The sequence below is a fragment of the Streptococcus catagoni genome, from assembly GCF_011421425.1.
Classification (GTDB): domain Bacteria; phylum Bacillota; class Bacilli; order Lactobacillales; family Streptococcaceae; genus Streptococcus; species Streptococcus catagoni.
In genome coordinates this window covers 224,328-250,302 of the sequence record NZ_WPCW01000001.1, presented here as the reverse complement: position 1 = coordinate 250,302, position 25,975 = coordinate 224,328, and the positions used below count along the sequence as shown (strand labels likewise).

The 25,975-nt window shown below is 34.7% G+C and carries 21 protein-coding genes and 2 pseudogenes; 9 read left to right on the top strand and 14 right to left on the bottom strand.

The window, feature by feature from the left end:
- Positions 1 to 26: 26 nt before the first annotated feature.
- Genes pta through yjbM form a run of 4 tightly spaced genes read right to left on the bottom strand, consistent with a single transcriptional unit; the run spans position 27 to position 3,409 of the window.
- Positions 27 to 1,022, bottom strand: coding sequence for a phosphate acetyltransferase (gene pta / locus HBN42_RS01190; protein ID WP_165992926.1), 996 nt, complete (start codon positions 1,020 to 1,022; stop codon positions 27 to 29).
- Between the two features lie 14 nt (positions 1,023 to 1,036).
- A complete protein-coding gene (locus tag HBN42_RS01185) occupies positions 1,037 to 1,930 on the bottom strand; it encodes an RluA family pseudouridine synthase (protein ID WP_165992924.1) in 894 nt (297 codons plus the stop codon).
- Positions 1,927 to 2,763 (bottom strand): NAD kinase, encoded by an 837-nt coding sequence (locus tag HBN42_RS01180; RefSeq protein WP_165992922.1) that lies wholly within the window; start codon positions 2,761 to 2,763, stop codon positions 1,927 to 1,929. Before HBN42_RS01180 ends, HBN42_RS01185 begins: the two co-directional genes overlap by 4 nt.
- Positions 2,738 to 3,409: a GTP diphosphokinase gene (gene yjbM / locus HBN42_RS01175; RefSeq protein WP_165992920.1), complete on the bottom strand. Its 672-nt coding sequence runs from the start codon at positions 3,407 to 3,409 to the stop codon at positions 2,738 to 2,740. The genes HBN42_RS01180 and yjbM overlap by 26 nt, the downstream gene beginning before the upstream one ends.
- Before the next feature lie 93 nt (positions 3,410 to 3,502).
- Here yjbM and HBN42_RS01170 point away from each other — a divergent pair, with 93 nt between their 5' ends.
- From HBN42_RS01170 to HBN42_RS01145, 6 genes are all read left to right on the top strand, one after another.
- The gene (locus HBN42_RS01170; protein WP_165992919.1) at positions 3,503 to 4,075 is read left to right on the top strand and encodes a CYTH domain-containing protein; all 573 of its coding nucleotides are present in this window, start codon (positions 3,503 to 3,505) and stop codon (positions 4,073 to 4,075) included.
- A gap of 121 nt (positions 4,076 to 4,196) precedes the next feature.
- On the top strand, positions 4,197 to 5,171 hold the full coding sequence (locus HBN42_RS01165) for a ribose-phosphate diphosphokinase (protein ID WP_165992917.1): 975 nt from the start codon (positions 4,197 to 4,199) through the stop codon (positions 5,169 to 5,171).
- Between the two features lie 2 nt (positions 5,172 to 5,173).
- Positions 5,174 to 6,292, top strand: a complete 1,119-nt coding sequence (locus HBN42_RS01160; RefSeq protein ID WP_165992915.1) for a cysteine desulfurase family protein — start codon at positions 5,174 to 5,176, stop codon at positions 6,290 to 6,292.
- 1 nt (position 6,293) lies between these two features.
- Positions 6,294 to 6,641 (top strand): DUF1831 domain-containing protein, encoded by a 348-nt coding sequence (locus HBN42_RS01155; RefSeq protein WP_165992913.1) that lies wholly within the window; start codon positions 6,294 to 6,296, stop codon positions 6,639 to 6,641.
- A gap of 283 nt (positions 6,642 to 6,924) precedes the next feature.
- The gene (locus HBN42_RS01150; protein ID WP_165992911.1) at positions 6,925 to 7,566 is read left to right on the top strand and encodes a redox-sensing transcriptional repressor Rex; all 642 of its coding nucleotides are present in this window, start codon (positions 6,925 to 6,927) and stop codon (positions 7,564 to 7,566) included.
- A 14-nt stretch (positions 7,567 to 7,580) separates the two neighbouring features.
- Positions 7,581 to 8,276: a gamma-glutamyl-gamma-aminobutyrate hydrolase family protein gene (locus HBN42_RS01145; RefSeq protein ID WP_165992909.1), complete on the top strand. Its 696-nt coding sequence runs from the start codon at positions 7,581 to 7,583 to the stop codon at positions 8,274 to 8,276.
- A 2-nt stretch (positions 8,277 to 8,278) separates the two neighbouring features.
- Here the strand turns inward: HBN42_RS01145 and radC are convergent, their stop codons facing one another.
- The 6 genes and pseudogenes from radC to HBN42_RS09955 all read right to left on the bottom strand — a co-directional run.
- Positions 8,279 to 8,959, bottom strand: coding sequence for a RadC family protein (gene radC, locus HBN42_RS01140; protein WP_165992907.1), 681 nt, complete (start codon positions 8,957 to 8,959; stop codon positions 8,279 to 8,281).
- Between the two features lie 189 nt (positions 8,960 to 9,148).
- Positions 9,149 to 10,279 carry an AI-2E family transporter gene (locus tag HBN42_RS01135; protein WP_165992904.1) on the bottom strand — a complete coding sequence of 377 codons (1,131 nt, stop codon included), beginning with the start codon at positions 10,277 to 10,279 and terminating at the stop codon, positions 9,149 to 9,151.
- A gap of 168 nt (positions 10,280 to 10,447) precedes the next feature.
- Positions 10,448 to 10,951: pseudogene (locus HBN42_RS01130) on the bottom strand (family 1 glycosylhydrolase); the annotation flags it as partial.
- Positions 10,952 to 11,118: 167 nt separating this feature from the next.
- Positions 11,119 to 11,949: a Cof-type HAD-IIB family hydrolase gene (locus HBN42_RS01125; RefSeq protein WP_165992902.1), complete on the bottom strand. Its 831-nt coding sequence runs from the start codon at positions 11,947 to 11,949 to the stop codon at positions 11,119 to 11,121.
- Between the two features lie 30 nt (positions 11,950 to 11,979).
- Entirely contained in the window at positions 11,980 to 12,597 is a 618-nt protein-coding gene (locus HBN42_RS01120; protein ID WP_165992900.1) for an SGNH/GDSL hydrolase family protein, read from the bottom strand.
- A 221-nt stretch (positions 12,598 to 12,818) separates the two neighbouring features.
- A pseudogene (locus tag HBN42_RS09955) lies at positions 12,819 to 12,962 on the bottom strand (family 1 glycosylhydrolase); the annotation flags it as partial.
- A 402-nt stretch (positions 12,963 to 13,364) separates the two neighbouring features.
- Here HBN42_RS09955 and HBN42_RS01110 point away from each other — a divergent pair.
- Entirely contained in the window at positions 13,365 to 14,282 is a 918-nt protein-coding gene (locus tag HBN42_RS01110; protein WP_413251921.1) for an AraC family transcriptional regulator, read from the top strand.
- Positions 14,283 to 14,342: 60 nt separating this feature from the next.
- On the opposite strand, the gene HBN42_RS01105 is transcribed toward HBN42_RS01110, so the two are convergent.
- The 4 genes from HBN42_RS01105 to HBN42_RS01090 form a co-directional block, all read right to left on the bottom strand.
- Positions 14,343 to 15,878, bottom strand: a complete 1,536-nt coding sequence (locus tag HBN42_RS01105; protein WP_165992896.1) for a ClC family H(+)/Cl(-) exchange transporter — start codon at positions 15,876 to 15,878, stop codon at positions 14,343 to 14,345.
- 402 nt (positions 15,879 to 16,280) lie between these two features.
- Entirely contained in the window at positions 16,281 to 20,837 is a 4,557-nt protein-coding gene (locus HBN42_RS10185) for a S8 family serine peptidase (protein ID WP_328804274.1), read from the bottom strand.
- A 230-nt stretch (positions 20,838 to 21,067) separates the two neighbouring features.
- Complete coding sequence (locus HBN42_RS01095) at positions 21,068 to 22,234, bottom strand: NAD(P)-dependent malic enzyme (RefSeq protein ID WP_165992893.1); 1,167 nt, start codon at positions 22,232 to 22,234, stop codon at positions 21,068 to 21,070.
- Positions 22,235 to 22,256: 22 nt separating this feature from the next.
- Complete coding sequence (locus tag HBN42_RS01090; protein ID WP_207927379.1) at positions 22,257 to 23,594, bottom strand: 2-hydroxycarboxylate transporter family protein; 1,338 nt, start codon at positions 23,592 to 23,594, stop codon at positions 22,257 to 22,259.
- Positions 23,595 to 23,753: 159 nt separating this feature from the next.
- Between HBN42_RS01090 and HBN42_RS01085 the strand changes: the two genes are divergently transcribed.
- The gene (locus HBN42_RS01085) at positions 23,754 to 25,271 is read left to right on the top strand and encodes a Spo0B domain-containing protein (protein ID WP_165992891.1); all 1,518 of its coding nucleotides are present in this window, start codon (positions 23,754 to 23,756) and stop codon (positions 25,269 to 25,271) included.
- Between the two features lie 2 nt (positions 25,272 to 25,273).
- The gene (locus HBN42_RS01080; RefSeq protein ID WP_165992889.1) at positions 25,274 to 25,945 is read left to right on the top strand and encodes a response regulator; all 672 of its coding nucleotides are present in this window, start codon (positions 25,274 to 25,276) and stop codon (positions 25,943 to 25,945) included.
- The last annotated feature ends 30 nt before the right edge of the window (positions 25,946 to 25,975 follow it).

Below are 25,975 nucleotides of genomic sequence, written 5' to 3'. Positions count from 1 at the left end.
GATACTTTTCACTCTTTTTTATCTCTTTAATCTAAAGTACCTAATGCTTGGGCAGCTGTAATAATACCTAATTTATAGATATCTTCTGCACTTGAACCACGCGATAAATCATTAACAGGTTTATTTAAACCTTGTAGAATTGGACCAATGGCATCAAACATCCCAAGGCGTTGTGCAATTTTATAGCCAATATTTCCAGACTGTAAATCAGGGAAAATAAAGGTATTGGCTTGTCCTGCTACCTTAGAATCTGGTGCTTTAATAGCAGCAGTTTCAGGAACAAAGGCAGCATCAAATTGTAATTCCCCATCAAGGGCTAAGTCAGGGTTTAATTCTTTAGCAATTTTTGTAGCTTCTGCTACTTTTTCTACTTGTGGTGCCTTACCAGATCCCTTTGTTGAGAAACTTAGCATAGCAATCTTAGGTTCAATATCAAAAATTGCTGCCGTTTCTGCTGTATTAATAGCAATTTCTGCTAATTCTTGAGCACTTGGGTCAATGTTAATGGCACAGTCTGCAAAAACATAACGTTCATTTGTGTTTTCACGATTCATTAAGAAAACTCCAGATGTTCTTGAAATGCCTGGCTTTGTTTTAATGATCTGCAGGGCTGGACGAACAGTATCAGCTGTTGAATGACAAGCTCCTGATACCATACCTTCTGCCAATCCCATTTTAACCAGCATAACGCCAAAATAGTTTACATCTCTAAGAAGTTTATCGGCATCTTCCATACTGGCTTTTCCTTTACGGATTTCAACAAATTCAGCTTTCATTTTTTCGAAATCTGGATAAGTTTCAGGATTGATGATCATATAATCTTGATCTGCAAATCCTAATTTTGTAAGTAAGCCACGAATTTCATCGGCTTGTCCTAGGATAATCGGCTCCGCCAGTCCTTCAAATTTCAGACGAGCCGCAGCACGTACAACACGTTCATCGTTTCCTTCGGGGAAAACTATCTTCACATGTTGTCCAACTACTTTTTCTTTTAATCCACCAAACAAACTTCTGATATTCATTTTTTATACCTCAATTATTTTTTTGCTAAGTCTAGGATAACCTTATCAAAGTCATCTGTCAAATTTATTGTGTAAATGCTCTCTTTTTCAGTAAAGGGATTATAAAAACTCAAAAAATGACAGTGCAAAGCTTGTCTGCTGATGCCTAGGTCTGTTCGGCCCCCATAGAGGTCATCACCTAGTAAGGGAAAACCAATATGAGAAAAATGAACTCTTATTTGATGTGTCCGTCCTGTATGGAGTTTAATATCTACTAAATGAACGTTCTCGGGATATCTAACTACTACTTTGTAGGTCGTTTTAGCATATTTTCCCATAGGATCTACAGTTCTTGTTATAATGCTGTCTTTTGAGCGACCTATTGGCGCAAGGATCTCTCCCTCATCAGGCAATTGTCCCTGGCCAGCCACTAAAGCATAATACCGTTTTTCAATAGATCTTTTTTGTAATTGTTTATCCAGACGAGCATGAGCATATCCGTGCTTAGCAAAAAGCATTAGTCCACTTGTATCACGATCTAAACGTGTCACAATATGAACTTGTTTGTTAGGGTAATCTTTTTCTAAATAATAGGCCTTGACGAAATTTGCTATTGTGTTGGAGTGGATAGCACTTGGAATACTTGCAAAACCAACTGGCTTATTGAGGATCAGAAAGTGATCATCTTCATAAACAATATCCAAGGGATAAGAAACAGCCTCTAATTTCTCAAAGCCTTTCTCATCAGGGATATTTATGGTAACCACATCCCCTTCATTTAAAAGATAAATGGCGTTTTGCTCAACACCATTGACTAATATATGACCACCTCGATACTTGACTTTTGCTAGAAGTGCTTTTGAAACATCATGACCCTTTAAAAGCGTCTTTACCTTTGTTCTTCTGTCTGCTACATAGTCGAATCTCATGATTTTATTTCCCCTATAAAGGCATCACGAACACGTTCCCAGAAGCTGGTATGACTTGGAGTTGAAACAAAATGGATTTTTTGATCATCAAGAAAATACTCCACCTTGACAACATTTTTTAAATTGTAAGTCTTATTATCAATAGAAATTGTATAAATCCCTGTTCTTTGTGGTACTAATTCGATTTTATCTTTTTGCGGAATGATGACTGATGAGCCTACGGTTCTAAAGACACGGTTGTTCAGGCTTGATATTTCTGTTAATTGCAAAGCTTCAATGGTTGGGTGTAAGATGGCACCGCCTAAAGATTTATTATAGGCTGTGCTTCCTGTCGGCGTTGAAACTAGGATGCCATCACCACGGAAAGTTTCAAATTTCACCCCATTAATGGTTACATCGGCCACCATTGTCTTTTCAATACGTTTGACAGTTGCCTCATTTAGAGCCCTGGCTTGAATGACCCTACCATCGTCCTGAGTAATGATAACTTTTAGGATGGGATAAGATTCACTTTCTCCCTGATCATTTCTTAAATTATCAATCAATTTATCAATTTCAAAATCACGGTAATCTGTATAAAAGCCTAGATGACCTGTATGGATACCTACAAAACGCACCCTGTCTAGTTCTTTTTCATACATGTGAAAGGCAGAAAGGAGCATGCCATCACCTCCAATGGTGATAACGACATCTGGATTTTTTTTGGATAGGTAAAAATCAGGATCATCTTTGAAAATAGAAAATAGGTTTGAAGCAACTCGCTTACTTTGATATTTTCCATTGGCAATAATTGCCACGCGGGTTGTTTTATCTGTATAATTCATCTGTGTCATCACTATTCCCTACACCATCACTTAAATTTCGTGTTCCTGGATCAAAAAGCAATTGGGCTTCACGTATATCTTCGCGAATCTTTCTCATCTCTTCATCCAGTTCTAATGCTATTTCACCTGTTTTTGAAAGTCGTTTTTTGATTTCTTCTGGAAAATCCCCCTTATATTTATAGTTTAAAGAGTGTTCAATGGTTGCCCAGAAGTTCATGGCCAAGGTTCTAATTTGTATCTCTGCTAAAACCTTTTTTTGTCCATCAATTGTGTCAACTGGATACTCAACAACGACGTGATAAGATCTGTAACCGCTGGATTTCATATTGCGAATATAATCACGTTCATAGACAATGGTCATGTCCTGTCTTTGACGGAGCAAATTAAGAACTTCGTCAACATCATCAACGAATTGAACCATAACTCTTAAGCCAGCTATATCTTGAATGTCACGGGCTATATTTTCTTCCAAAACACCACGCAGAACCATTTTTTCTTTAATGCTTTCAATGGATTTAACACGGCCAGTTACAAATTCGATCGGTGAATAGCGATTTTGTTTCCGAAATTGCTTGCGAATTCCTCGTAATTTTATCTTTAATTCACCAACAGCTTGAATATAGGGATCTAAGAATACTTCCCAGTTTAAAGCCACGCTATCACTCCTTTCTTGTCAAAGTTTATACTTTAATATAAAATTGAAATAACAATTCATTATAGCATAAAATACATATTAAAGGAAAATCACATGTCCCACTTAGAAATCGAATATAAGACCTTATTAACAAAGGATGAGTACCAGCGTCTCTTAGCTCAAATGACTCATATTAATGCCGTGACACAGACCAATTACTATATTGATACAGCTAACTTCGACTTAAAAGCTAACCGCATGTCTCTACGGATCAGAACCTTCTCTGATAAGGCTGAAATGACTCTAAAAGTTCCAGAAGAGGTTGGAAATAGAGAGTATAATCAGGATCTTTCCCTTCAAGAAGCCAAGAACCTGATCAAAAAATGTCAGATTACAAACAAGGATATCCTCCTTCAAATGACTAAATTTGGCATCTCTCCTGAGGATCTACGGACATTTGGTCAGCTAACTACCAGACGAAAAGAAAAAGCAACAGCAATCGGAACAATGGCCTTGGATTATAACCAGTATGCCCAGACCATTGACTATGAATTAGAATTAGAGGTCAATGATCCCATCCAAGGAGAAAAAGATTTTGAGCAATTTCTAAAAGATAACAATATTTCCTTAAAATTTGCAAAAAGTAAGGTATCTCGCTTTGCAAAAACTTTAAAAAATTCAAAATAATCTCCATCTAAATATGCATTTTTCTACTAATTTTGATAGAATGGTACTGTTAATAAGTACCTTTTAATAGTTTTACGTAGCGTAAACTGTTCTAGAAAACCAACAAGGAGCGAATGCTATCATGACTGAACGATATGCTGACAAGCAAATCAAACTGTTTTCACTAACTTCTAATCTTCCTATTGCTGAAAAAATTTCTGAAGCAACTGGAATTCCACTTGGAAAGATTTCTTCCCGTCAATTCTCAGATGGAGAAATCATGATTAATATTGATGAGACGGTCCGTGGAGATGATATTTATATTATCCAATCGACAAGCTTCCCAGTTAACGACAACCTATGGGAGCTTCTAATTATGATAGATGCTTGTAAGAGAGCTAGTGCAAATTCAATCAATGTTGTTCTCCCTTATTTTGGCTACTCTCGTCAAGATCGCATTGCTAAGTCACGTGAACCCATTACTGCAAAATTAGTTGCCAATATGTTAACCAAGGCTGGTATTGATCGTGTATTGACCCTTGATTTGCACGCTGTTCAAGTTCAAGGTTTCTTTGATATTCCTGTAGATAATCTTTTTACTATTCCTTTGTTTGCTGAACACTATTGTAAAAAAGGCTTATCTGGTGACGAGGTTGTTATTGTCAGCCCTAAAAATTCTGGTATTAAACGAGCAAGAGGTCTAGCTGAGTATTTGGATGCACCGATTGCCATTATTGATTATGCCCAAGATGATACTGAACGTGAAGAGGGCTATATTATCGGTGATGTTGAAGGTAAAAAAGCCATCATTATTGACGATATCCTCAATACAGGAAAAACTTTTGCAGAAGCTGCAAAAATCTTAGAGCGTGCAGGAGCTACTGATATCTATGCTGTGGCTAGTCATGCCCTATTAGCTGGTGGGGCTGCAGAAATTCTTGAAGCTGCACCAATTAAAGAAATTCTAGTAACCGACTCTGTTAAAAATAAAAATCGCAAACCTGAAAATGTGACCTACATCACTGCAAGTGAACTCATCGCCCAAGCCATTATTCTGATTCATGAACGTCGTCCACTTAGTCCACTATTTTCTTACTACAAAGAATCTACTAAATAAAAATGATCTATTATTTTGATAATGCTGCAACAACTCCCTTAACCTCCACTGTAATCTCAGCCATGACAGAAGTCATGGCTGACAATTATGGAAATCCTTCCAGTATTCATAGACTAGGACGACAAGCCAATAAAACTTTAAGGGAATGTCGTCAAACAATAGCTGAATTACTGAAAGTTAAGGAGAGATCTATTATATTCACCTCGGGAGGAACAGAAGGAAATAATACAGCTATTCAGGGCTATGCCCTAGCAAACCAAGATAAGGGTAAACACCTTATCACCACTTCTATTGAACACCATTCTGTTTTAAAGACCATGTCTTATCTAGAAGAGCGCTTTGGTTTTGAGGTTACCTATCTAAGCCCTCAAAATGGTCAGATCACCGCCCAAGAGGTCAAGCAAGCCTTAAGAGAAGATACGATTCTTGTCAGTATGATGGCTGCTAATAATGAGACGGGTGATCTCTTACCCATCCAGGAAGTTGGTCAAGTCTTAAAAGAACATCGGGCTGCCTTTCACGTTGATGCTGTTCAATTGGTCGGTAAGGCTCTTGTTGAACCTGAAGAATTGGGAATAGATTTTCTTTCTGCCTCTGCTCATAAATTCCATGGACCTAAGGGGGTGGGCTTCTTATATGCCAATTCTCTTCACTTTGACCCATTATTACATGGGGGTGATCAAGAAGATCAAAGAAGAGCCAGCACAGAGAACCTTATTTCAATTGTTGGAATGTGCCAAGCTTTAAAGGATACCTACTCCCACTTGGAATCAAACAGTAAGCATATCACCAAACTGCATGATAGCTTTCTAGAATCCCTAGAAGGTGACAACTACTATCTAAACAAAAGTAAGCAGTCATTGCCTCACGTGATTAACATCGGTTTTCCTGCTTGTCAAAATAGTATCTTACTGACACGATTGGATCTTGCAGGCTTTGCTATTTCTACGGGATCAGCCTGTACCGCAGGGACTGTAGAACCTAGTCATGTTTTAGAAGCCTACTATGGTAAGAATGCTAAGGAATTATCAGAATCAATAAGAATTTCATTTTCTGAACAAAACACAGTTGATGAGGTTCATTTATTAGTGAAAGAGATAAAAAAAATAATTGGAGGATAAAATGGCATTTGAAAAAGAAATAGCCTTACCGGATTGTCTTTATAGCTATGCAATTAGCCCTAAGATAAAAAAATACACCTTAAGAGATACTACTTTCATTCAAACTAAGATAGGTCATTATGAGTTAACACGTCTTCTTGAAGAAATCCCTAATTCAGGTGACGGCTTCCCCTTGAAAATCACTATTAATAAGGACCTTTCTGCATTTAAGTTAGCTATTACTGACAAATCTGGATTGAGATTGGTTAATATTTTTAAATCGGACAAGCACAAAATTCTTCAGGATAAATTTTATTTTCTGATGGATAGCCTTGTTGAAAGAGATATTTTTACAAAAGAATCTGTGTAAGCAAAAGGGTTTTTCTAGTTGGCCCCCTCTAAAAAATTTGTCTAGAATGATAAAAGAGCGGCGAAACTGGCAGACTACTACTTTTCTTTAGTAAAATAGAAACAGAATACTTTAAGCTATCTAAACCTTTAGTGAAAACTGAGGGTTTTTCTTTTTTAAATAAAAAATAGTAATGTATTATTTATAAAATATATTTGCTAAAAGTTGCATTTTTCACAAAGTATTTGTTACAATGGTTACAGATAAATTTCTGAAAAATACAAATTTTAAAGGAGCTACTACCGTGGTTATTGACAAATCTATTCCCAAAGCGACTGCAAAACGCTTGTCCTTATATTATCGTATCTTCAAAAGATTTCATGCCGATCAAACCGAAAAAGCTAGTTCTAAACAAATTGCTGATGCTATGGGGATTGACTCAGCAACTGTTCGTCGTGATTTTTCTTATTTTGGTGAACTAGGACGTCGCGGTTTTGGTTATGATGTCACAAAATTAATGAACTTTTTTGCCGATCTTCTTAACGATCATTCTACGACCAATGTTTTGTTGGTAGGCTGTGGGAATATTGGCCGTGCCTTATTGCACTACCGCTTCCATGATCGTAACAAGATGCAAATTGCCATGGCTTTTGATGTTGATGAAAATCCCATTGTCGGAACGCAAACATCAGATGGTATTCCTATTTATGCTATTTCAAAAATTAGAGAACATGTGATCAAGACAGACATTGAAACTGCTATTTTGACAGTCCCAAGTACACAGGCTCAAGAGGTTGCTGATCAATTAATTGATGCTGGTATTCGTGGTATTCTAAGTTTCTCTCCTGTTCACCTCAATGTTCCTAAAGGTATTATTGTGCAATATGTTGACTTGACCAGTGAATTGCAAACACTTTTATATTTTATGCATCAAAGTAATAAATAAGTAATGGAGAAAATATGCCAAAACCAATTATCGGAATTACAGCCAACCAAAGATTAAATATTGCTTTAAATGATCTACCTTGGTCCTATGCTCCTGCGGGTTTTTCAGAGGCTGTTACGAGAGTTGGAGGTGTTCCACTACTTCTACCAATTGGTGATGAATTAGCCGCAAAAACCTATGTTTCCCTAGTAGACAAAATTATTTTGATTGGTGGGCAAAATGTTGACCCTAAGTTTTACAATGAGGAAAGAAAGGCTTCCAATGATGATTTTTTCCTAGCAAGAGATATCTATGAAATCCATATCATCAAAGAGGCTATGAAACAAAAGAAACCCATACTAGGTATCTGTCGTGGTCTACAGTTGATGAATGTCGTTCTTGGTGGTAACTTGCACCAAGATATAGATAATCATTGGCAGGAAGCCCCATCTGATTTCCTCTACCATGATATTGAGATCAAAAAAGAATCCCCACTCTTTCCTATTTACGGCGAAAAAGTCCTGATTAATTCCTTCCATCACCAGAGTATCAATAGGTTAGCTGATGGCTTAAAAACCATTGCAAAAGACCCTCGTGATGGAACTATCGAAGCTGTTATTTCTGATAAGGATGATCTTTCTTTTCTTGGAGTTCAGTGGCATCCTGAACTCTTACAAGGCTATCGTCAAGAGGATCTTGATTTGTTCCATTTCTTTGTTAATAACTTTTAAGTCTAAAAGATATCTGTACTTTCACGAAAGCTATAATACTTATTACTTCCAACGATGATGTGATCGAGGCAACCAATGCCTAGCTGGTCACATGATCGTTTTATTTTTTGAGTAAATTGATAATCATTTTTGCTAGGTTCGATACTGCCAGAGGGATGATTGTGAACTATTATAAGGCTAGTTGCCATATTTCGACAAGCATAGTAAAGTATCTCCCTTGGTTCAGCAATGGATCTTCTAACACTTCCTATAAAGATTGTTTTTTCTTCTATTATTTTATTTTGGGTATCCAGATAAAGGGCTACTAAGTGCTCCTGCTTTTTATGCCCTAATTCAATAATCATTTTTTGTGCCACTTGATGACTGGATAATATCTGATCTTGATTTTCTGTTTGTGATTGAAGAATGCGCTTTGCCAACTCTAACATGGCCTTTATTTCAATGGATTTTACCAATCCAATACCAGAGAAAGTCTGAAGTTCCTGTAAAGACATCTTGTTGAAATCAGAAAGACAGGACAAAGATGACAAAAGTTGTGCAGCCAGTTCCATAACATGCTTATCTTTGTTACCTGTTCTCAGTAAAATAGCTAGTAACTCCTGATCACTTAACCGTTCTGACCCAAAGCGAACTAATTTCTCCCTGGGTAAAAGACTTTCATTAGTACATTTTATAGCATACATACTTTCACCTCCTTATTATTTATTCGAAAAAAGAAATTATTTTTAGGATTTTTAAATAAAGACATATAAAACCCCTAAGTTTCTTTTCCAACTTAGGAGTTATAATAGTATTTTTAGTTCGAACTTTTCTTCACTTTTTTTACTGATAAGTTTGAAAATAGACAAGAAAATTAAGGTTGAGCAAACTTCCTAGCTTCTATCTATTTTCTGTTTTTGTATGGCTTGCTTTTTCTCAATATTATCTTTGATGATCTGATAGAAAGTAGCTGCCAGAGGAACGGCGATAATCATCCCCACAATACCTTTTAAGGAAGCACCAATGGTTATGGCCATCAAGACCCACATGGCAGGTAAACCGATAGAGCCACCGACAACTCGTGGATAGATAAGATTTCCTTCAAACTGTTGTAAGATAACCAAGAAAACAACAAAGAATATGGCTTGCGACAAGGACTGTGTCATGATCAGGATAAATCCAATTGTTACACCAATATAAGCACCTACTACTGGTAATAGAGCAGTGAAGGCGATCAGTACACCAATGGGAGCTGCAAAGGGTAAATTGAAAAGAAACATACCTAGAGCAGTTAAAGATCCTAGAATCATTGCTTCAATGGTCTGACTGACAAAAAATCCACGAAAACGTCTGTTCAATAAGTCAACCAAATAGTGAATTTTTTGAGCATAAATACCTGTATAGGTATCCACCAACAAATTCCCCTGTCTGCAGAGCTGTTCCTTATTACCTAGGACATATAAAGAAAAGACAAAGGCAACAAAAACATTAATGACTGCGGAAGCTATGACCGTCACCTTGGTCAAAATACTGGTTAAGACAGCTAAGAATTGTTTTAGCAATTGCTGGCTATAATCAATAATGGTTTGTGAAATCTGGGAATCACCACCAACATACTTAATTAATCTGGCAACAAACTTATTATGACTTAAATCTTTAATCAAATCTTTGATTGAACTGGTGTCAATCTGTGTCACAGTGCTTAGACTTGCTATCAAATCTGGAATAACAATGGAAAAGATCCAAAAAAAGACGATGACAAAAGTTAGGTAAGATAAAATCATTGAAAAAGCTCGTTTTACCCTGAAAAATTCCCCAGGTTTAATATATTTATTAATCTGACTTTCATAGAAACTCATGACGATATTAACAATATAGGCTAAGGCAGCTCCATAAAAAAAAGGCAAGCTGGTCTTGTAGACTGTTTCAATAATTTGCATTCCTGCATACCAGTTCACTTTTATGGCAAACCAGGCAATAAAAACGATGATAATATATAGGACCTGTTTTTTTCCGAATTTCATAAAATCTCCTTTTTTTTATTATACACTAATAGTTCCCAATCTTCCTAATTTTCCAGTAAAAAAATGAACCCTTAAAGAGTTCATTTTAGTTTGAAGAATAGTAAATCTATTGATAGCCTGCAGAGCTTCTTAGTCTATTGGTCTAGGTAAATAAAGTTTGTCTACAATCTAGTCTAGGTCTGTCCCTTGAGAGGCAATGACCTTTTTATACCAATAAAATGATTTCTTCTTAGAGCGTTTCAGTGTACCCTTACCTTCATTGTCACGATCAACATAGATGAAACCATAACGTTTTTTCATTTCCCCAGTTCCCGCTGAAACCAGATCAATACAACCCCAAGTTGTGTAGCCCCAGAGTTCAACACCATCACTATTAATGGCATCACTCATTGCTTTAATATACTCATGCAGGTAATCAATACGATAATCATCTTCAATGTAACCATTATCATCAGGCCTATCAACTGCCCCCAAGCCATTTTCAACAATAAAGAGAGGTTTTTGATAACGATCCCAAATAGCATTTAAAGTAATGCGTAGACCTAAGGGGTCAATTTGCCAACCCCATTCTGATGACTGCAAATAAGGATTTTTAATGGAAGCAAAGATATTGCCTTGGGTTTGTTCATTTACCTTTGGATCAGCAGAAGCCACACGACTTGAATAATAATTGTTTTGTCACTGCTTTTTAGCTCCCTTCAATCTCCTAGGATTATATTATCACTTTTTATAATCGTTTTCTTATGTCATAGTCTTATAAAGTGATACTATCATCTGATTTTCTATCTTAGAGAGAAGATAAAAAAGAGACTTGATCACAATCAAATCTCCATCAATTATTATTCATAGTCGGACTCTGCTAAGAAGCTTTCCAAAACTTGTAAAACTCCATCTTCACTGTGGTGAGGTGCCAGAAAATTGGCTGCTTTTTTGACATTTTCAGGGGCATTGTCCATGGCATAAGAATATTTAGCTAATTCAAGCATTTCAATATCATTACCTCCATCACCAAAGGCCATTAGTTGATCAGCTCTGACACCATACTGATCTATCAATATACTGAGACCCCATGCCTTATCAATTCCTGTCTCTATAATGTCAACAGCTCCAAATCCACTGGTGACTGCTCTTAAGTTCCCTTTGAAATTAGCATTGAAATCATCCATAATTGCCTGGTACTTCTCACTAGGGAGCATCATGGAAATTTTTAAAATATCTTCCTGGGCAATAGTTGAGAAGTCATCAATTACTTTTATCTTGGAGAAGAACTGAGAGAATTGTTCTGGTTCGATAGCAAAAGCCTTGGGTGGAATGGCATGCTTATGCATATAGGAATTGTACTTACCAGAAACAATGACAGCATAAGTATCAAGCTTATCTTTAAAATAATCTAAAAATAAGGCCACATCTTTTTTATCCAATTGATGTCTCTTCAAAGTTTTACCCATTTCCACTATATGGGAACCATTTTCTCCCACGAAGGGCATCCGGTCTATCAGCCCCTTAAAGATCAGATTCAGCCGATCCATCTTATTGTTACTAGCTACGACAAATCGAATATTTCTCTTATCAAGTTGGTCTAAAATAGTAATAAATTTGTCACGATTATAGCTGCCACGGTCATTTAAAAATGTACGGTCCATATCACTTACAATCATTTTTATGGTCATGCTATCTGTCCTTTTTATCTATCTATAAGACTAAGAAATGAAAAGAGCCAAACTTTCAGAAATTTTTTGATAACCTTTTTGATTCAAATGTAAACCATCCTTTGTATAGGCTTCATCTAAACTATTATGCGAATCTTTGAGGATGCTATTAATATCAATGAATTCAATACCTGGAATGGCTGCAATATCTGCATTTAATTGATCAATAACCTCATTTGTCCGTACTTTTACAGTTCCCTTAAATTTCTCTTGATCAGAAACAGGTAAGACTGATAGTAAAACGATTTTTGTCTCCCTGCTTTCAGCTTTTATGCTAGCTACCATATCTACTATATTTTTGATGATGTCCCTATTTGAAGAACCTAAACCAATGTCATTGGTGCCAATCAGTATAAATACTTTTTCAGGATTTAAATCACAAATGTGATCATCAACATTTTTTAATAACCAGTTAGAGTCAATACCAGCGATTCCTCTATTATAGATTGATCTCTCACGACCAAGGTATTTTTTTAATGGATAAAATTCAATAATAGAATCTCCTGCAAAAACAAGGCTTCCACTCTTAACCTTATGGTTAACTTCTTGATAGTTTTTTAATAGACTTTCTTGATAAGCCAGTAACTCTTCTGAAACAGTTTCAAGCATATTTTCCTCCCTTTGTTACTTCTAGTATAGCAAAAAGATAAAACTGTCACACTTATTTAGGCTATAAAAGCCTATGAAACCGTTTTAGTGAAGCTTTTTAACTCAATACCTTCTCTGAGCAAAAATCACTTTTATCCTGATCAAAAAGCCATTTTTATTTCCCAGTAAAGAAAAACCTTGAGCGGAGATTATGCCCAAGGTATCCCTATACACTAATTCACTTACTCATAAAAGGACTGTCCATTGCTTGCAATCACTTCTTTATACCAATAGAATGATTTCTTCTTGAAACGTTTGAGACTGCTACTTCCGTCATCATTTCTATCAACATAGATAAAGCCATAACGTTTACTGAGCTCTGCAGTGGGATGATCTGTGATCAAAGAATTAGCATCATGCTCACTAGCTGCTATGCCTCCCTTTGGTGTGACGTCCTGAACACTTAAGCCCTTACCATCTTGATCATAAGCCCCTCTTCAGATTGATTAGCAGCTGTAGCTCTACCCCAAAGAAAACCTTGTGGAAATGAATATGTCATTTGCTTTCCTCCTCTTCCTAGTAACCTTAGTATAGGATTTTTAAAAGCTCAAAGCTAACACTATCATTTGAAATCATAATACTATCATATGATTTTAAAACAATGTCCCCTTCTAAAAAATGATCAACCTTTTTTAAAAAAAAGAAATGCTTTTTCATAAGTAACTTTGACATCCTTCTGATATAATACTATTATATGATACTGTTATTTGGGGAGAATAAAGGTGTCCATTTCAAGAATCAAAAGAAATAATATACAAGAACAGAAAAAACATCTCTTACCTTATCGTTTTTTTCACACTAAGGTTAATGACGGTAGGTCCGATACTTTATTTCATTGGCATCCTGAACTAGAGATTAATTATGTCAGTGAAGGTACAGCCAGATACCACATTGATTATGATTTTTTTAATAGCCAGGCTGGTGATATTATTCTAATCAGACCAAATGGCATGCATTCCATACATCCTATTGATAACAAAAAACATGTAACAGACACCTTTCAGTTTCATTTAGATATGGTGGGATCTTCCATTGTTGATCAGGTTAGCTTACACTACCTGCAACCTTTACAAAACAGTGTTTTTAAATTTGTTCATTGCATTAAACCCACTATGCCGGGTTATGATGAGATCAAAGATTGCCTCTTTACCATTTTTACCTTAGCCAAAGAGGAAGATCGTCATTTTGAAATCTTATTAAAGGCAAAGCTTCATGAATTCATTTACTTGCTTTATCTGCACCGCTATGTCCTTAGAAAAAATACTGACGATACCTACCGAAAAAATGAAAAAATTCGAGCCTTAATTGACTATATCAATAACAATTACCATAAAAATTTGACTATTGACTTTTTAGCAGACTTTGCTGGCTACAGTAAGACCCATTTTATGACAGTCTTTAAGCAACATACAGGAAGCTCCTGTACAGAATTTGTCATTCAAGTTCGCTTAAGTAAGGCTTGTGAAATGCTCATCAATTCTACCAATCCTATCTTAGAAATTGCAACTGAAATTGGATTTAATAACCTTTCAAATTTCAATCGACAGTTCAAACGCTACTACCTTTTGACGCCCAGTCAATATCGCAAGAAATATGCAAAAGTAAAGGCAAGCAGAACCCTTATCCATCCTCCTAGAACAACTTAAAAGACACATCATGACTAGTCATGATGTGTCTTTTTTATCTTCCAGTGTTGTCAGGCCATATCAACCCATCAAAAGTTTTCTGACATAGCCAACATCAGGCTCATTGACTACCAAGAAAATAGTTGAACCACTTTTTAATCGTGTATTACCAGAAACAACTTGAGAATGTTTGTGGTAAATCTGGGTTGTAATCAAAACATTCTTAGGAAGCTCTAGCTGACGAACTAGTTTCCCTGCAATTTTATCACCCACTGTTAACTCAATTAGGGTTGGTTCTACCAGTTCGCTAGGTCTACTTAAGGCCATTTTCTCAAGCATAGCTTCATAGATAGGCTCACCTTCTAATAAATCCATTACAAGGTAGGCTACCAAAGTGACAACAGCGATAGACATTAATGATTTCAGGTCTCCCACCATCTCTGTTACCAGAATCATACCAGTCAGGGGAGCCTTGGAAATGGCAGAAAAATAACCAGCCATTCCTAAAACAATAAACAAAGTAGTATAGGAATGATCAAGCAGACCCAGACTATTAAAACCTAAAGCAAAGCTTAAACCTGCCAGAGCTCCTAGGGTCAAGATGGGTAAAAAGATACCACCTGGCAGACCTGATCCATAAGACAGCATACTAAAGATAAAGCGTAAGACAAAATAGATTATTGCAAGGTTTAAACTGAGCTGATTTTGAGACAAGGAAATAATCAAGCCATTTCCTCCTCCCAACAACTGAGGGAAAAAATAACCAAAGGGAACTACAAGAAACAGGATCATGATTGGATAATAATGACTTGGCAGATGGAAAAGTTTGCCAAAGAAATCAAAACCCTTATTCAGAGATAAAATAACCTTTTCATAAGCATAACCCAAGAGGCCTAGAAGTACCCCTAGAATTAACAAAATCCAATAATGATCAAGAGCAAGAAATGGCATAGTTTTTGGCATAGCAAGAACCGGCTTTAAACCAAAAATGTGTAGGGAAATAAAATTAGCTACTAAACTTGCTACTAGAGCACTAATCCAAATCAAACGTGAAAAATGATGATAAATTTCTTCAACAACAAAAAGTAAACCTGCAATGGGGGCATTAAAGGCTGCTGATAAGCCAGCGGCAGCTCCACTTGCAATCATAATCCGTTTCTCTAAACGAGTGGACTTAAGCCCCTCTGCGATGCCTTTGGCTGTCATTGCCCCCAATTGAATAGAAGGCCCTTCACGTCCCAACATAAAACCCATGGAAATTGACAATGTTCCGGCAAGAAATTTTTTCCAAAGAACACTCCACCACTTGGGAGTCAAAAGACCTTTCAATTCACCCTCAACGTGAGGAATGCCAGAACCCTTAATATCTGAGTCCGTTTGAATAAGATAGCCAACCAAAAGTAAAATAAAAAAGCTAGTAACAGCAATGGCAAGTAAAATAAGAGGATTATGATGGGCAGCTTGATAACTAAGAACAACTAAATGACCCAGTTTCTCAATTGCCAACCGAAATATAGAGACAACCGTCCCTGCCACAAGACCGACTAAAGCACCACGCCAAACAAATGAAATAATAGAATTGTCAACTAAAGCATACTCATTTTTATGATTTTCCATTATTCCCTCACTTTCTAACACTTTTTTCTATTGTATCAAAGTTTTAGAATTGTTTCTAGTTTACTAGAGTCAATTTCATGACTATTACTTTTAAATTGTATACACCATACTTAACTTCTGAAATGACTTCCAAAAAATATGTTAATCATTACTTTTGTGACTGATTAGCTATTCTTTAGATCAAAGCTTGCACTTTTTAATTTGTAAGTCAATACTTTCATCATTTGGATATGCAAAACCTTAATTTCCAACTAAATGATCAACTATAACAAAAAGACTGAAAGATGATATTGGATTATAAACAAAAAACGAATAATCGAACCACTTCTAATCAGCTGAAGGTATTCATTATTCGTTTTTGTCTATTAATTATCAATTCAATTATTTAGAATATTGATTTGACTAATTATTTCTTTGAGAGTTACTTGTCTTATTTTTCCTTGTTTTATCTCCTTTCCATAGAATACCACAAGCTGCAATTAGTATCATAAGTAAGAATTCAGATTTTGAATGACAATCAGAAGTTTGAGGAAGTATTGACTTGTCCATCACATTCTTCTTTTCTTTTGCGTTAATTAAGTTAAATGACTTATTTTCAACTTTATCTGAAAGTGGTAATAGAGGTTGGTAATTCTTTGTTTTTTCATTCAAAACTTTCTCATCATCATAACCAGTTGCTGTCTTTAATATAATTTTTTGTAGATTTGATTTATCGACCTTTTCATTCCAAGTTAAATGATGGTGATGACTAGATGCTCCTTTTTGAATTTGAATAATCGCTGAATATTGAGAATTGTTTTTATTTCCTTTAGTCATATTCAAAATCTCAATGCCATAGTCTGGTAATAGTTTTGATAGTTCTCTAATGAGTTGTTCTGGATTTGTAATACCTTGTCCATTAAAATTAGATAATTCCTTAGGTATTTTCAATGATGCGTTCGCTTTGTTAGTTTCCGTTAAGTGATCACGTACTTTCTGATCTGAATTAAGCACAGGCAATTTTGCTAATCCATCCACACTGTCTTTGACATTACACTTAACTTTAAATAAAAATGACTTATTATTTTTAACATAATCGATAATTGTCACTTTTACATAATCACCATCTTCTACAGTTTTTTCATAATACCAAGATTTATTATTTTGGTGGAAATAATCGTCATACTCACCATCCTTTATCGTACTATCAACCATATCACCATTAATAAATAGTCGCCAACCATCTTGTCCATCCTTTATTTCACCAGCTAAGCGTAAAGTGTTATTAGGAATTGAAATTTCTCCTATAACTTGGTCATTTGTGACTTCTGCATTAAGACCATCTTTATTAAAATAGCGGATATTTTGATTGTTAATGGTCAACTCTGGAAATTTAGTATCTAGTTTTACTGCAAATCCTTTATTAAAAATTATTTTATCTGCAAAATACACTTTTACATTTAATATATTGGATCCCTGATACATTGGTACTTTAATCTTTTTAAAATGACTTTCTTTGTAATCAGATTCATTATATTCAAATTTTTCTTGCCAACTTGGTTGAAATAATTCATTCCCTTGTTTAGCATTTTGAAGTGCATTTGTGTTTGTCATGATCAGGTATTGACCTTTTTGAAGATGAACAAAATACGGTCTATAAGAATTCCCATTTTCATCTGTCTCAATATTAACTTTATTTGAAGTCGTTGCTTCTGTATATGAAGAAGTTACTTTACCGTCATGAAAATCAGTCCCACTAATAAATTCTTGAGGGTTATCTTCTGACTGATCTAAATCATCAACATCATCATTTTCAGAAAAACTGTCAGTTGTTTCTTCAGAATTCACTAATAGGTTATGTCCTAATTGTGAAGATGAACTAGCAATTTGGGTTTTACTCCATCTATTCTTATCAGATATGGTTGAATTTAATGAAAAATGAGAAATTTTATCTTTCACAACTCCTTTTAATAAGTCATCAAACTCAAATTCCCCTTTATTTTCACCAAAATCTTCTACTCTTAATCGAATATCTTGATTTTGATAATTATCAGAGATTGACATATGATAATTACCATCCTTATCTGGATCTAATTGCTTAATAACTTTATTTTCTTTTACTAGGGAAACAGATTTCAAATGTTTATCTTTAACAGTAATTGTAATTTCTTTAGAATTTCTATCAATTATTGAAACTTCAGGAGGGGTATTATCTATAGTAAATGGTATATAGGTAACTTGCCACGGCCTTGACTCTTCAAGTCGTGCTTTAACTTTAATATAGTATGTCCCTTCTTTGAGAGGCACTTCTTCATTATTCTTAGGATTGTAAACACTACCATCCCATTCCAAATCTAAATCATAGTCACCAAACATCAATTTATAACGATCGGGGTATTCATGATATGCACTTTCCATATATTTTGGATAATAATGACCGTTTTTAAGAATTTTTAATGTCTTTGCTTGTTTCTCATCTTTAGAATCTGTAATTTCTACTTGGAAATCTTTAGCATGACGCATAAAAATTAGTCTGAGTTTCATTTTTGAGTGATTATCAATTCCACCTTGTGATTGCATCACATAATATCTAGGATCTGCGTCAAGATAATTATTATCAGCTTTCCATTTTTGATAGTCAACACCCCAAGGAACGTAATCAAAAACATCCAACCCGGTTGGATAAGCAGTTACTATCCCTGTCATTTTAGTCTTACTTCCGTCTTGCCAGGACACCGGATCAACAATCTTTTCTTTATTCCAATCACCATAAAAACCAAGATATGGAATATTTAAATCTGGCTGATTTTTATCCAAGGATTTAAAACTGATAAATCCTTCAACAAATTGATCCATTTGTAAACTACCAATATGCAATGTCAGTGGAATTGTTAGTTCAGAATTTGCTGGTACTCTAATATACGAAGGAAATGATAAAGATGATCCATCAATTTGAACAGCGTGAACTGAATTAATTTTATTAGTCTGATCAAAATGTTGTCGGTAATTTGAATAGGTTTTTTGCCCTAAAATGGGACTAGCTTCTACTTTAAATAACTTTTCAGTGTTTGACAGATTTCGCATAACAACTGAAAATTGTTTTTCTTTTTCAACAAAATCTTTTAATAATATAGCACCTTTATGATTGTCAGTGGATACAAAAACTTTATTTTTTGCTGCTTTTATCAGATTAATTGCACCTGCACCTTGTCGTCTAGGAGAATAAGGTAATCTTTTTCCATCTTCAGGAATTGTGTAGTCTTCAAGGATATCAGCTGTATTTTGAAATAATAGTTTATTCAATTGAATCAATGAAATACTTGGAAATTGCTTATTCCATTTCTCTTTCAATTCCTTAGTTACTGGTAATAATAATGCACTTGCACCAGCGACATGTGGTGCAGCCATTGAAGTTCCACTCTCATTAAAGTAGCCACCTTCATTTCCAGTGGAATAAATATTTTCACCCGGTGCTACTAAATCTGGTTTTAATTCTAAAGTTGGGGTTGGTCCCCAAGTACTAAAACCTGAAATCCCTCGATGTTCAAATACCTTTGTTGATTTAGGATCTCGTTCTAAATTTAATTTAACTTTTGAATTTAATTTATCCTTCAAATAACTTCTAACACGGTAACCATCTTGTTCTGAAATACTGATAGCCCATGTTGCTTTAAATAACCCACCAGTATCACCTAATAAAGTACTTCTGATCTCTGGGATTGTTTTATAATTACCATAAGTAGTTGGGGTAGCTGAATTAATTAATATTATCCCTTGGGGTTTGTATTTCATAAGAGTAGCTAATTGATCATAAACTTGCTCACTTACTCTTTTTACTAAAAGAATTTTTCCATGATATTTTGATGTATCCTTATCTTGGTCACAATCAATAATTGTATTTTCAAAACTAATCTGCTCTTTTTTTTCTTGGTTGAAATGAAAATAATTTTGCCAGTTAATATTTTCATAAGGTATATCTAAACCATTTATTTGTAAATGCGGTAAAAACATGTGGGTATCATAGTAGGCTCCAACCCCTATTACATTTTCATTTGATGATACTGATAACAATGTTGATGCATCTTTTTGTGGAAACTTTTCATCAACTAATGTATCGAAAGAATTTGTCATAGATGATGTCCCATAGTTACCCATAGCAGCTGCAATAATAACATCTTCTTTTCTTGCTCTTTCCAGAACCTTAGCCCAAATGTCATCTTTTTGACCTGTTCCTACCTCACCAATACTTAGACTAATGACATCTGCTTTACGATTCATTGCATCTTCCATAGCAAAGAATTGATTAGAACCTTGATAACTCTCAGCATCACTTTTACTCCAAGTACGATAGGCTAAAAGTTGGGCATTTTTCGCTACTCCTTTAAAGTCAGTTTTTTTACTATTGCCGACAAGAATTCCTGCAATGTGCATTCCATGTTCAGTTTGATCATCTTTGATACTATCATCTCCACTCATTGCATCAAAAATATAGGGAACTTTTATATTTCCACCTGAACCTATGTTTTTCTCTTTTATATTATTTTTGTCAATATTGTCATCCATAGAAAGTGCTTCATGTTCAAGATCTATTCCAGAATCGATAGAAGCTATAAGAACACCTCGTCCATCTAATTTAGGATGATCCTTAATCATATCATCCTGATTATGAATAATCTTTGCTTGTTCAAGTAATGGTAGACTACTTAAAGTGTCCTCGACTTTGTTGTCTTTTTTATCAACTGGTTCAGTTAGGTCAGCTATACTTGATGACTCTGATTCGACTGCAGCTTGTAATTCTTTTGGCTGCTTTTCAGTAATATTGTTACTTGCTGTAGCATTCTCTAGTTCAGTTTGTAATCCACTTTCATTAGTTTCCGCTGCAACACTGTAACCATTACTCGCTAGACAAGCGCAAAGTAAAGTCATGGTTGAGCGAAGTATTAACTTTGTAGGATATGAATTTTTAATATTTTTTGTCACATTGACCTCCTAATTTCTATAGAATGATAGTTATTATTGATATTTTAGTTAACTTCATATATTGATTAAGTATACTTAATTTTTATTATACTCTTTATCTTGAATTTTTCAATTCAATTTTTATTTTTTTGGCATTTTTTTGTTTGTTTTTTAATAAATTACTAATTTCAAAGATTATCAAAAAACTCTATGTAAATTAACATAGAGTTTTTGATACAAAATAGATTTATCTAGTCACTTATAATGGATTGTCGAACGCTTTTCGCAACTATTTCTGCAACACCTTTCTGAAATGCGTTTGGAATAATATTAGTTGGGCTAATTTGGTCATCTGGGATTAAGCTAGCAATTCCTTTTGCAGCAGCAATTTGCATCTCAATTGTAATGCTCTTAGCACGCGCATCCAATGCTCCACGAAATATTCCAGGGAAAGCTAAAACATTGTTAATTTGATTTGGAAAATCACTTCTACCTGTACCTACAATATATGCTCCGGCAGCAATAGCTTCATCGGGATAAATTTCAGGAACGGGATTAGCCATTGCAAAGATAACTGGTTTCTCAGCCATCTTGGAAATCCATTCTGATTTCAAAACGCCCGGAGCAGAAACTCCAATGAAAATGTCAGCATTTTCTAGTGCATTTTCTAACGTTCCTGATTCAAAATCTCTATTAGTAAGTTTGGCAATTTCAAAATGATGAGGCTCTAATTTTTCACCATCTTTTTCGTTGATAATGCCAAATTTATCTACTACAGAAATATTTTTTGCCCCAGCAGCCAACAGTTTTCTAGTGATTGAAAGACCAGCAGATCCACCACCATTAACGACAATTTTCACTGCTTCAATTGACTTATGAATCAGTTTTAAACTGTTAAATACTGCAGCTAATACTACTATAGCTGTTCCATGTTGGTCATCATGGAAAACTGGAATATCACATTCTTCAATGAGTCGTTGTTCAATTTCAAAACAACGCGGAGCACTGATATCTTCTAAATTAATGCCCCCAAATGTTGGTGAGATTGCTTTTACAATGGAAATAATTTCTTCTGTATCTTTGGTATCCAGTACAATTGGAATGGCATCAACATCTGCAAATTCTTTAAATAGCACTGCTTTTCCTTCCATTACAGGCATTGCAGCGACTGGCCCAATGTCACCAAGTCCAAGAACTGCGGTCCCATCACTGATAACAGCCACTGTATTTTTTTTACTTGTTAGTTCATAACCTAGTTTTGCATCTTTTGCTATTTCAGAAGAAACAGTAGCTACACCAGGGGTATAGGCAATACTTAAGTCCTCTTTATTTTCAACTGTCACTTTTGATTTGATTTCAAGTTTACCACCAAATTCTCTGGCTTGTGCTAAAGCTAATTGCCCTAAATTTTTTGACATATTAGTACCTCTTTCTTATTGTTTATTTAAAAATAATTCGTAATAGTGCAGTCATGGTAATAACTGTAATGGCACCACCTAAACGTGTGGCAACTTGAGCAAAGGGCATTAAATTCATGCGATCTGCAGTTGATAAGATTGCAACGTCTCCAGTTCCACCCATACCACTTTGACAAGCTGAGATAATACCTGCTTCAACTGGATTCATATTTAAAAAGCGAGAAACAAAGAAACCAACCAAAATGACTGTAAAGACTACTGAGATTACGACAACAAAATATTGCCAACTTAAGGTAGCCACAACATCTTTGAGTGGAATATAAAGTAATCCTAAACCTGCCATCAAAGGGAAAGTGAAGTTGCTGGAAATAAATTTGTAAAGTTGTTTTGCTCCATTTTGAGTTTCTTGAGGAATGACATTCAAATATTTTAACAAAGCAGCTAAAATAATCATTAAAACTGGCCCAGGAAATCCTGTGAGGTGTTGCAATAACCCGCCTGCAATAAAGAGTGAACAAGCTGTTAATACACCAGCTCCCATTAACTTAACATCTAATTGACCTGAATTATCTTTAAGGGCATCAGACATGTCTTCACTTTTACCAATTTTTACTAATTGGCCTTGACCTGAATATTCTGGGTGTTTTTCACCAAAACGGTTCAACAAGGCAGTACACAAAATCGCAAAGAAATTACCAATAATAGTTGCTGGAATTAATTGTGCAACTAATTGTTCACTCCCAACACCTGTAATAGAACTATAGCCTAGAGATAAAGGTAAGATACCTTCACCAATTCCCCCCGCTAGAACAGGAGTTACAATGTAAAACAATGTCTTTTGCCACTCTAGTCCTAAAATCACTCCGACTAATGTACCAACTGCCATAGCCGTAACCATTCCAAGTAACATTGGAACAATCATTCTAAATAATCCCTGAATAAGAATTTTGCGGTTCATTCCTAGAATACTTCCACAGACTAAGCAAGCAATGTAAAAATAAAGGAAATTGGCTTCTTTCATTAAAATATTCGTTGCTGCTAGAACATTGGGATTTAAGAGATTAAAAAATACCAAAATAGAAGGAACGAGTAATGAAAGGATAGCTGGTCCACCAAAATTTTTCAATCCCGGAATACTAGCTCCGATTGTACCAAGTAACCATCCCATGGTTAAAATAACGGCGAAGCCTCCCAACATGTTAACCGGTAGCTGTTGTAAATAGCCAGTTATCAAGATTAAAATAGCTAAAACAACATAAACCGGTAAAGGTACTGAACCAATCCTTATTGATGTTAAAGTGACTTGCTTTCGATTGTCAATGCCATTTACTGACTTGATTATCTTTTCATTTGTGTCCATTTGACTCCTCCTTTAGTGATAGCTTTAGTATAATCACTATTTCCTTTTCACAAAAGATTATTTAATTACTTTAACTAGTTAAAATTTTTCAATTTATTTAACTAATTTAATCAAATAGCCATACTATTTATGTGATATACTTTATAAATAGGAGATATCATGAGACCAAGACTATCATTATGGGCAAGTATTTCATTAATTTTTATTTCTATGATTGCTATGACAACTGTCATTTTTTATAGTATTATGATTGGCGAAACCTACCAATCTATCAAACATCAAGAAACACATTTATTAACTGCAACCGCAAGAATGTTAGTCAAGAATAAGGACATAAAGCATATGTTAATTGATAATAAGCCCCAAAAGGAAATCAATCAATTTACAAAAGATATTTCGAACACCTATAAACTAGACTACGTGGTAGTTATGAATATGGATGGAATTCGTTTAACACATCCCAACGAACAGAAAATAGGAAAACCATTCCAAGGAGGAGATGAGGATCAAGCTTTACAAGGCAAGGAAGTTATCTCAACTGCTAAGGGTAGTCTTGGAAAGTCCCTAAGATACCTCATTCCTGTTTATGAGGACAATAAACAGATTGGTGCACTTGCTGTTGGAATAAAACTAACAACCTTAAATCAAGTTGTCTTTCAATCCAAAAAAAATTACACTACTGCTTTGCTATTTTGTATACTAATCAGTCTAGCATTGGCAAGTGCTATTTCTTTTAAGTTAAAAAAACAATTACATAATCTTGAACCAAGTGAAATTTACCAGTTACTTGAAGAAAGAAATGCTATGCTCGACCAAATTGATGATGCGGTTTTTGTAATTAATAAAAATCGTATTATTCAATTAACTAATCAATCTGGAAAAGAACTTATCAAAGGTTATGATATCAAAACTATTAATCACAAGAAAATTGAGGATATTTTTCCAGAGTTTTCACATATCAAGTACGATATAACACATGAGCAGTTACTACATGTTAATGATACTGATTTATTATTGAAAGTATCACCAATTCAAGTCAATAACGACTTACGTGGTTATTTAATTTTTATCAGAGAAGCTTCCGAAGCTATCTATACCTTAGATCAATTAATGTACACAACTACTTATGCTTCTGCATTACAAGCTCAAACACATACCTTTATGAATCAATTACATGTCATCTATGGCTTAGTCGACATCCACTATTATGATCAACTAAAGATTTATTTAGATAGTATTCTAGAGTCTGAAGATGGGATTGTTCACTCCTTATCCGTTCTAGTCAAAGAGCCCTTACTTGCAAGTTTCTTTATTGGCGAACAAGAAAAATATAAAGAATTAAATACCGATTTTGTTGTGGAAGCTATTAGCGATATCCCAAATGCCTTATCAAGTAATCAAATCCATAAAGCACTAATGCTTTACCAATTTATCCATACTAATATCATTAGCTCCCTAAAACCTGAAAAAGTAATATTAACCATTGATTACTGTAACAGTTACCTCATCTCAACTTATCAACTTTTTGATAAAAGTATTTCTAACCAAAGTATTTTAGAAATATTAAACAGTCAATACTTTAGACACTTATTAAGTGATACAAATTCAACTTATTCTAATCACAATAGCCAAGAAGAGCTAACCTTTTCAATGACAACACCATATAGAAAGGGATAAAAATGAATGTATTAATTATTGAAGACGACCCCATGGTTGACTTTATCCATAGGAATTATTTAGAAAAAACCAATCTATTTCAGATAATACTATCAAGTAATTCAGTGAGTGATGCATTAGACAAGTTAGCACATTACACTATTGATCTTATTCTACTTGATATTCATATCAAAGAAGGAAATGGTATCCAATTTTTGGAAAGTCTAAGGCTTAATCACCATAACAGTGAAGTCATTATCATTTCAGCTGTTAATGATGGAAAAATTGTTCAGTCAGGATTTCATTTTGGAATAGTTGATTATCTCATTAAACCTTTTACTTTCGAAAGATTTGAATCAGGCATAACAAGTTTTTTGGACAGAAAAGAACAACTGAATCAACATAAAATTAACCAAAATCAAATTGATCAACTAAAGAATGGACTAGCAAATAAACAAAGCCAAAGACATATACTGTTAGAAAAAGGACTATCTGACAGCACATATCAGTTGATTTCCTCAACTATTACAATGTTTACTAAAGCATTCACTATTCAAGAATTGGCTGATGCTTGCCAACTATCACACGTTTCTGTACGCAAATATATTGCCTTTATGGAAGAAAATGAACTCATTCAAGCAAAGCAAATCTATACTAAGGTCGGTCGACCTTATAAGGTTTATCGGAGTATTTAAAAAAGGTTTGACAAGGTAAGTGTCAAACCT

Bases quoted from the DNA above. Each gene is read 5' to 3' on its own strand.
- pta (WP_165992926.1), bottom strand. From the start codon at position 1,022: ATGAATATCAGAAGTTTGTTTGGTGGATTAAAAGAAAAAGTAGTTGGA.
- HBN42_RS01185 (WP_165992924.1), bottom strand. From the start codon at position 1,930: ATGAGATTCGACTATGTAGCAGACAGAAGAACAAAGGTAAAGACGCTT.
- HBN42_RS01180 (WP_165992922.1), bottom strand. From the start codon at position 2,763: ATGACACAGATGAATTATACAGATAAAACAACCCGCGTGGCAATTATT.
- HBN42_RS01170 (WP_165992919.1), top strand. From the start codon at position 3,503: ATGTCCCACTTAGAAATCGAATATAAGACCTTATTAACAAAGGATGAG.
- HBN42_RS01165 (WP_165992917.1), top strand. From the start codon at position 4,197: ATGACTGAACGATATGCTGACAAGCAAATCAAACTGTTTTCACTAACT.
- HBN42_RS01160 (WP_165992915.1), top strand. From the start codon at position 5,174: ATGATCTATTATTTTGATAATGCTGCAACAACTCCCTTAACCTCCACT.
- HBN42_RS01155 (WP_165992913.1), top strand. From the start codon at position 6,294: ATGGCATTTGAAAAAGAAATAGCCTTACCGGATTGTCTTTATAGCTAT.
- HBN42_RS01145 (WP_165992909.1), top strand. From the start codon at position 7,581: ATGCCAAAACCAATTATCGGAATTACAGCCAACCAAAGATTAAATATT.
- radC (WP_165992907.1), bottom strand. From the start codon at position 8,959: ATGTATGCTATAAAATGTACTAATGAAAGTCTTTTACCCAGGGAGAAA.
- HBN42_RS01135 (WP_165992904.1), bottom strand. From the start codon at position 10,279: ATGAAATTCGGAAAAAAACAGGTCCTATATATTATCATCGTTTTTATT.
- HBN42_RS01125 (WP_165992902.1), bottom strand. From the start codon at position 11,949: ATGACCATAAAAATGATTGTAAGTGATATGGACCGTACATTTTTAAAT.
- HBN42_RS01120 (WP_165992900.1), bottom strand. From the start codon at position 12,597: ATGCTTGAAACTGTTTCAGAAGAGTTACTGGCTTATCAAGAAAGTCTA.
- HBN42_RS01105 (WP_165992896.1), bottom strand. From the start codon at position 15,878: ATGGAAAATCATAAAAATGAGTATGCTTTAGTTGACAATTCTATTATT.
- HBN42_RS01095 (WP_165992893.1), bottom strand. From the start codon at position 22,234: ATGTCAAAAAATTTAGGGCAATTAGCTTTAGCACAAGCCAGAGAATTT.
- HBN42_RS01090 (WP_207927379.1), bottom strand. From the start codon at position 23,594: ATGGACACAAATGAAAAGATAATCAAGTCAGTAAATGGCATTGACAAT.
- HBN42_RS01085 (WP_165992891.1), top strand. From the start codon at position 23,754: ATGAGACCAAGACTATCATTATGGGCAAGTATTTCATTAATTTTTATT.
- HBN42_RS01080 (WP_165992889.1), top strand. From the start codon at position 25,274: ATGAATGTATTAATTATTGAAGACGACCCCATGGTTGACTTTATCCAT.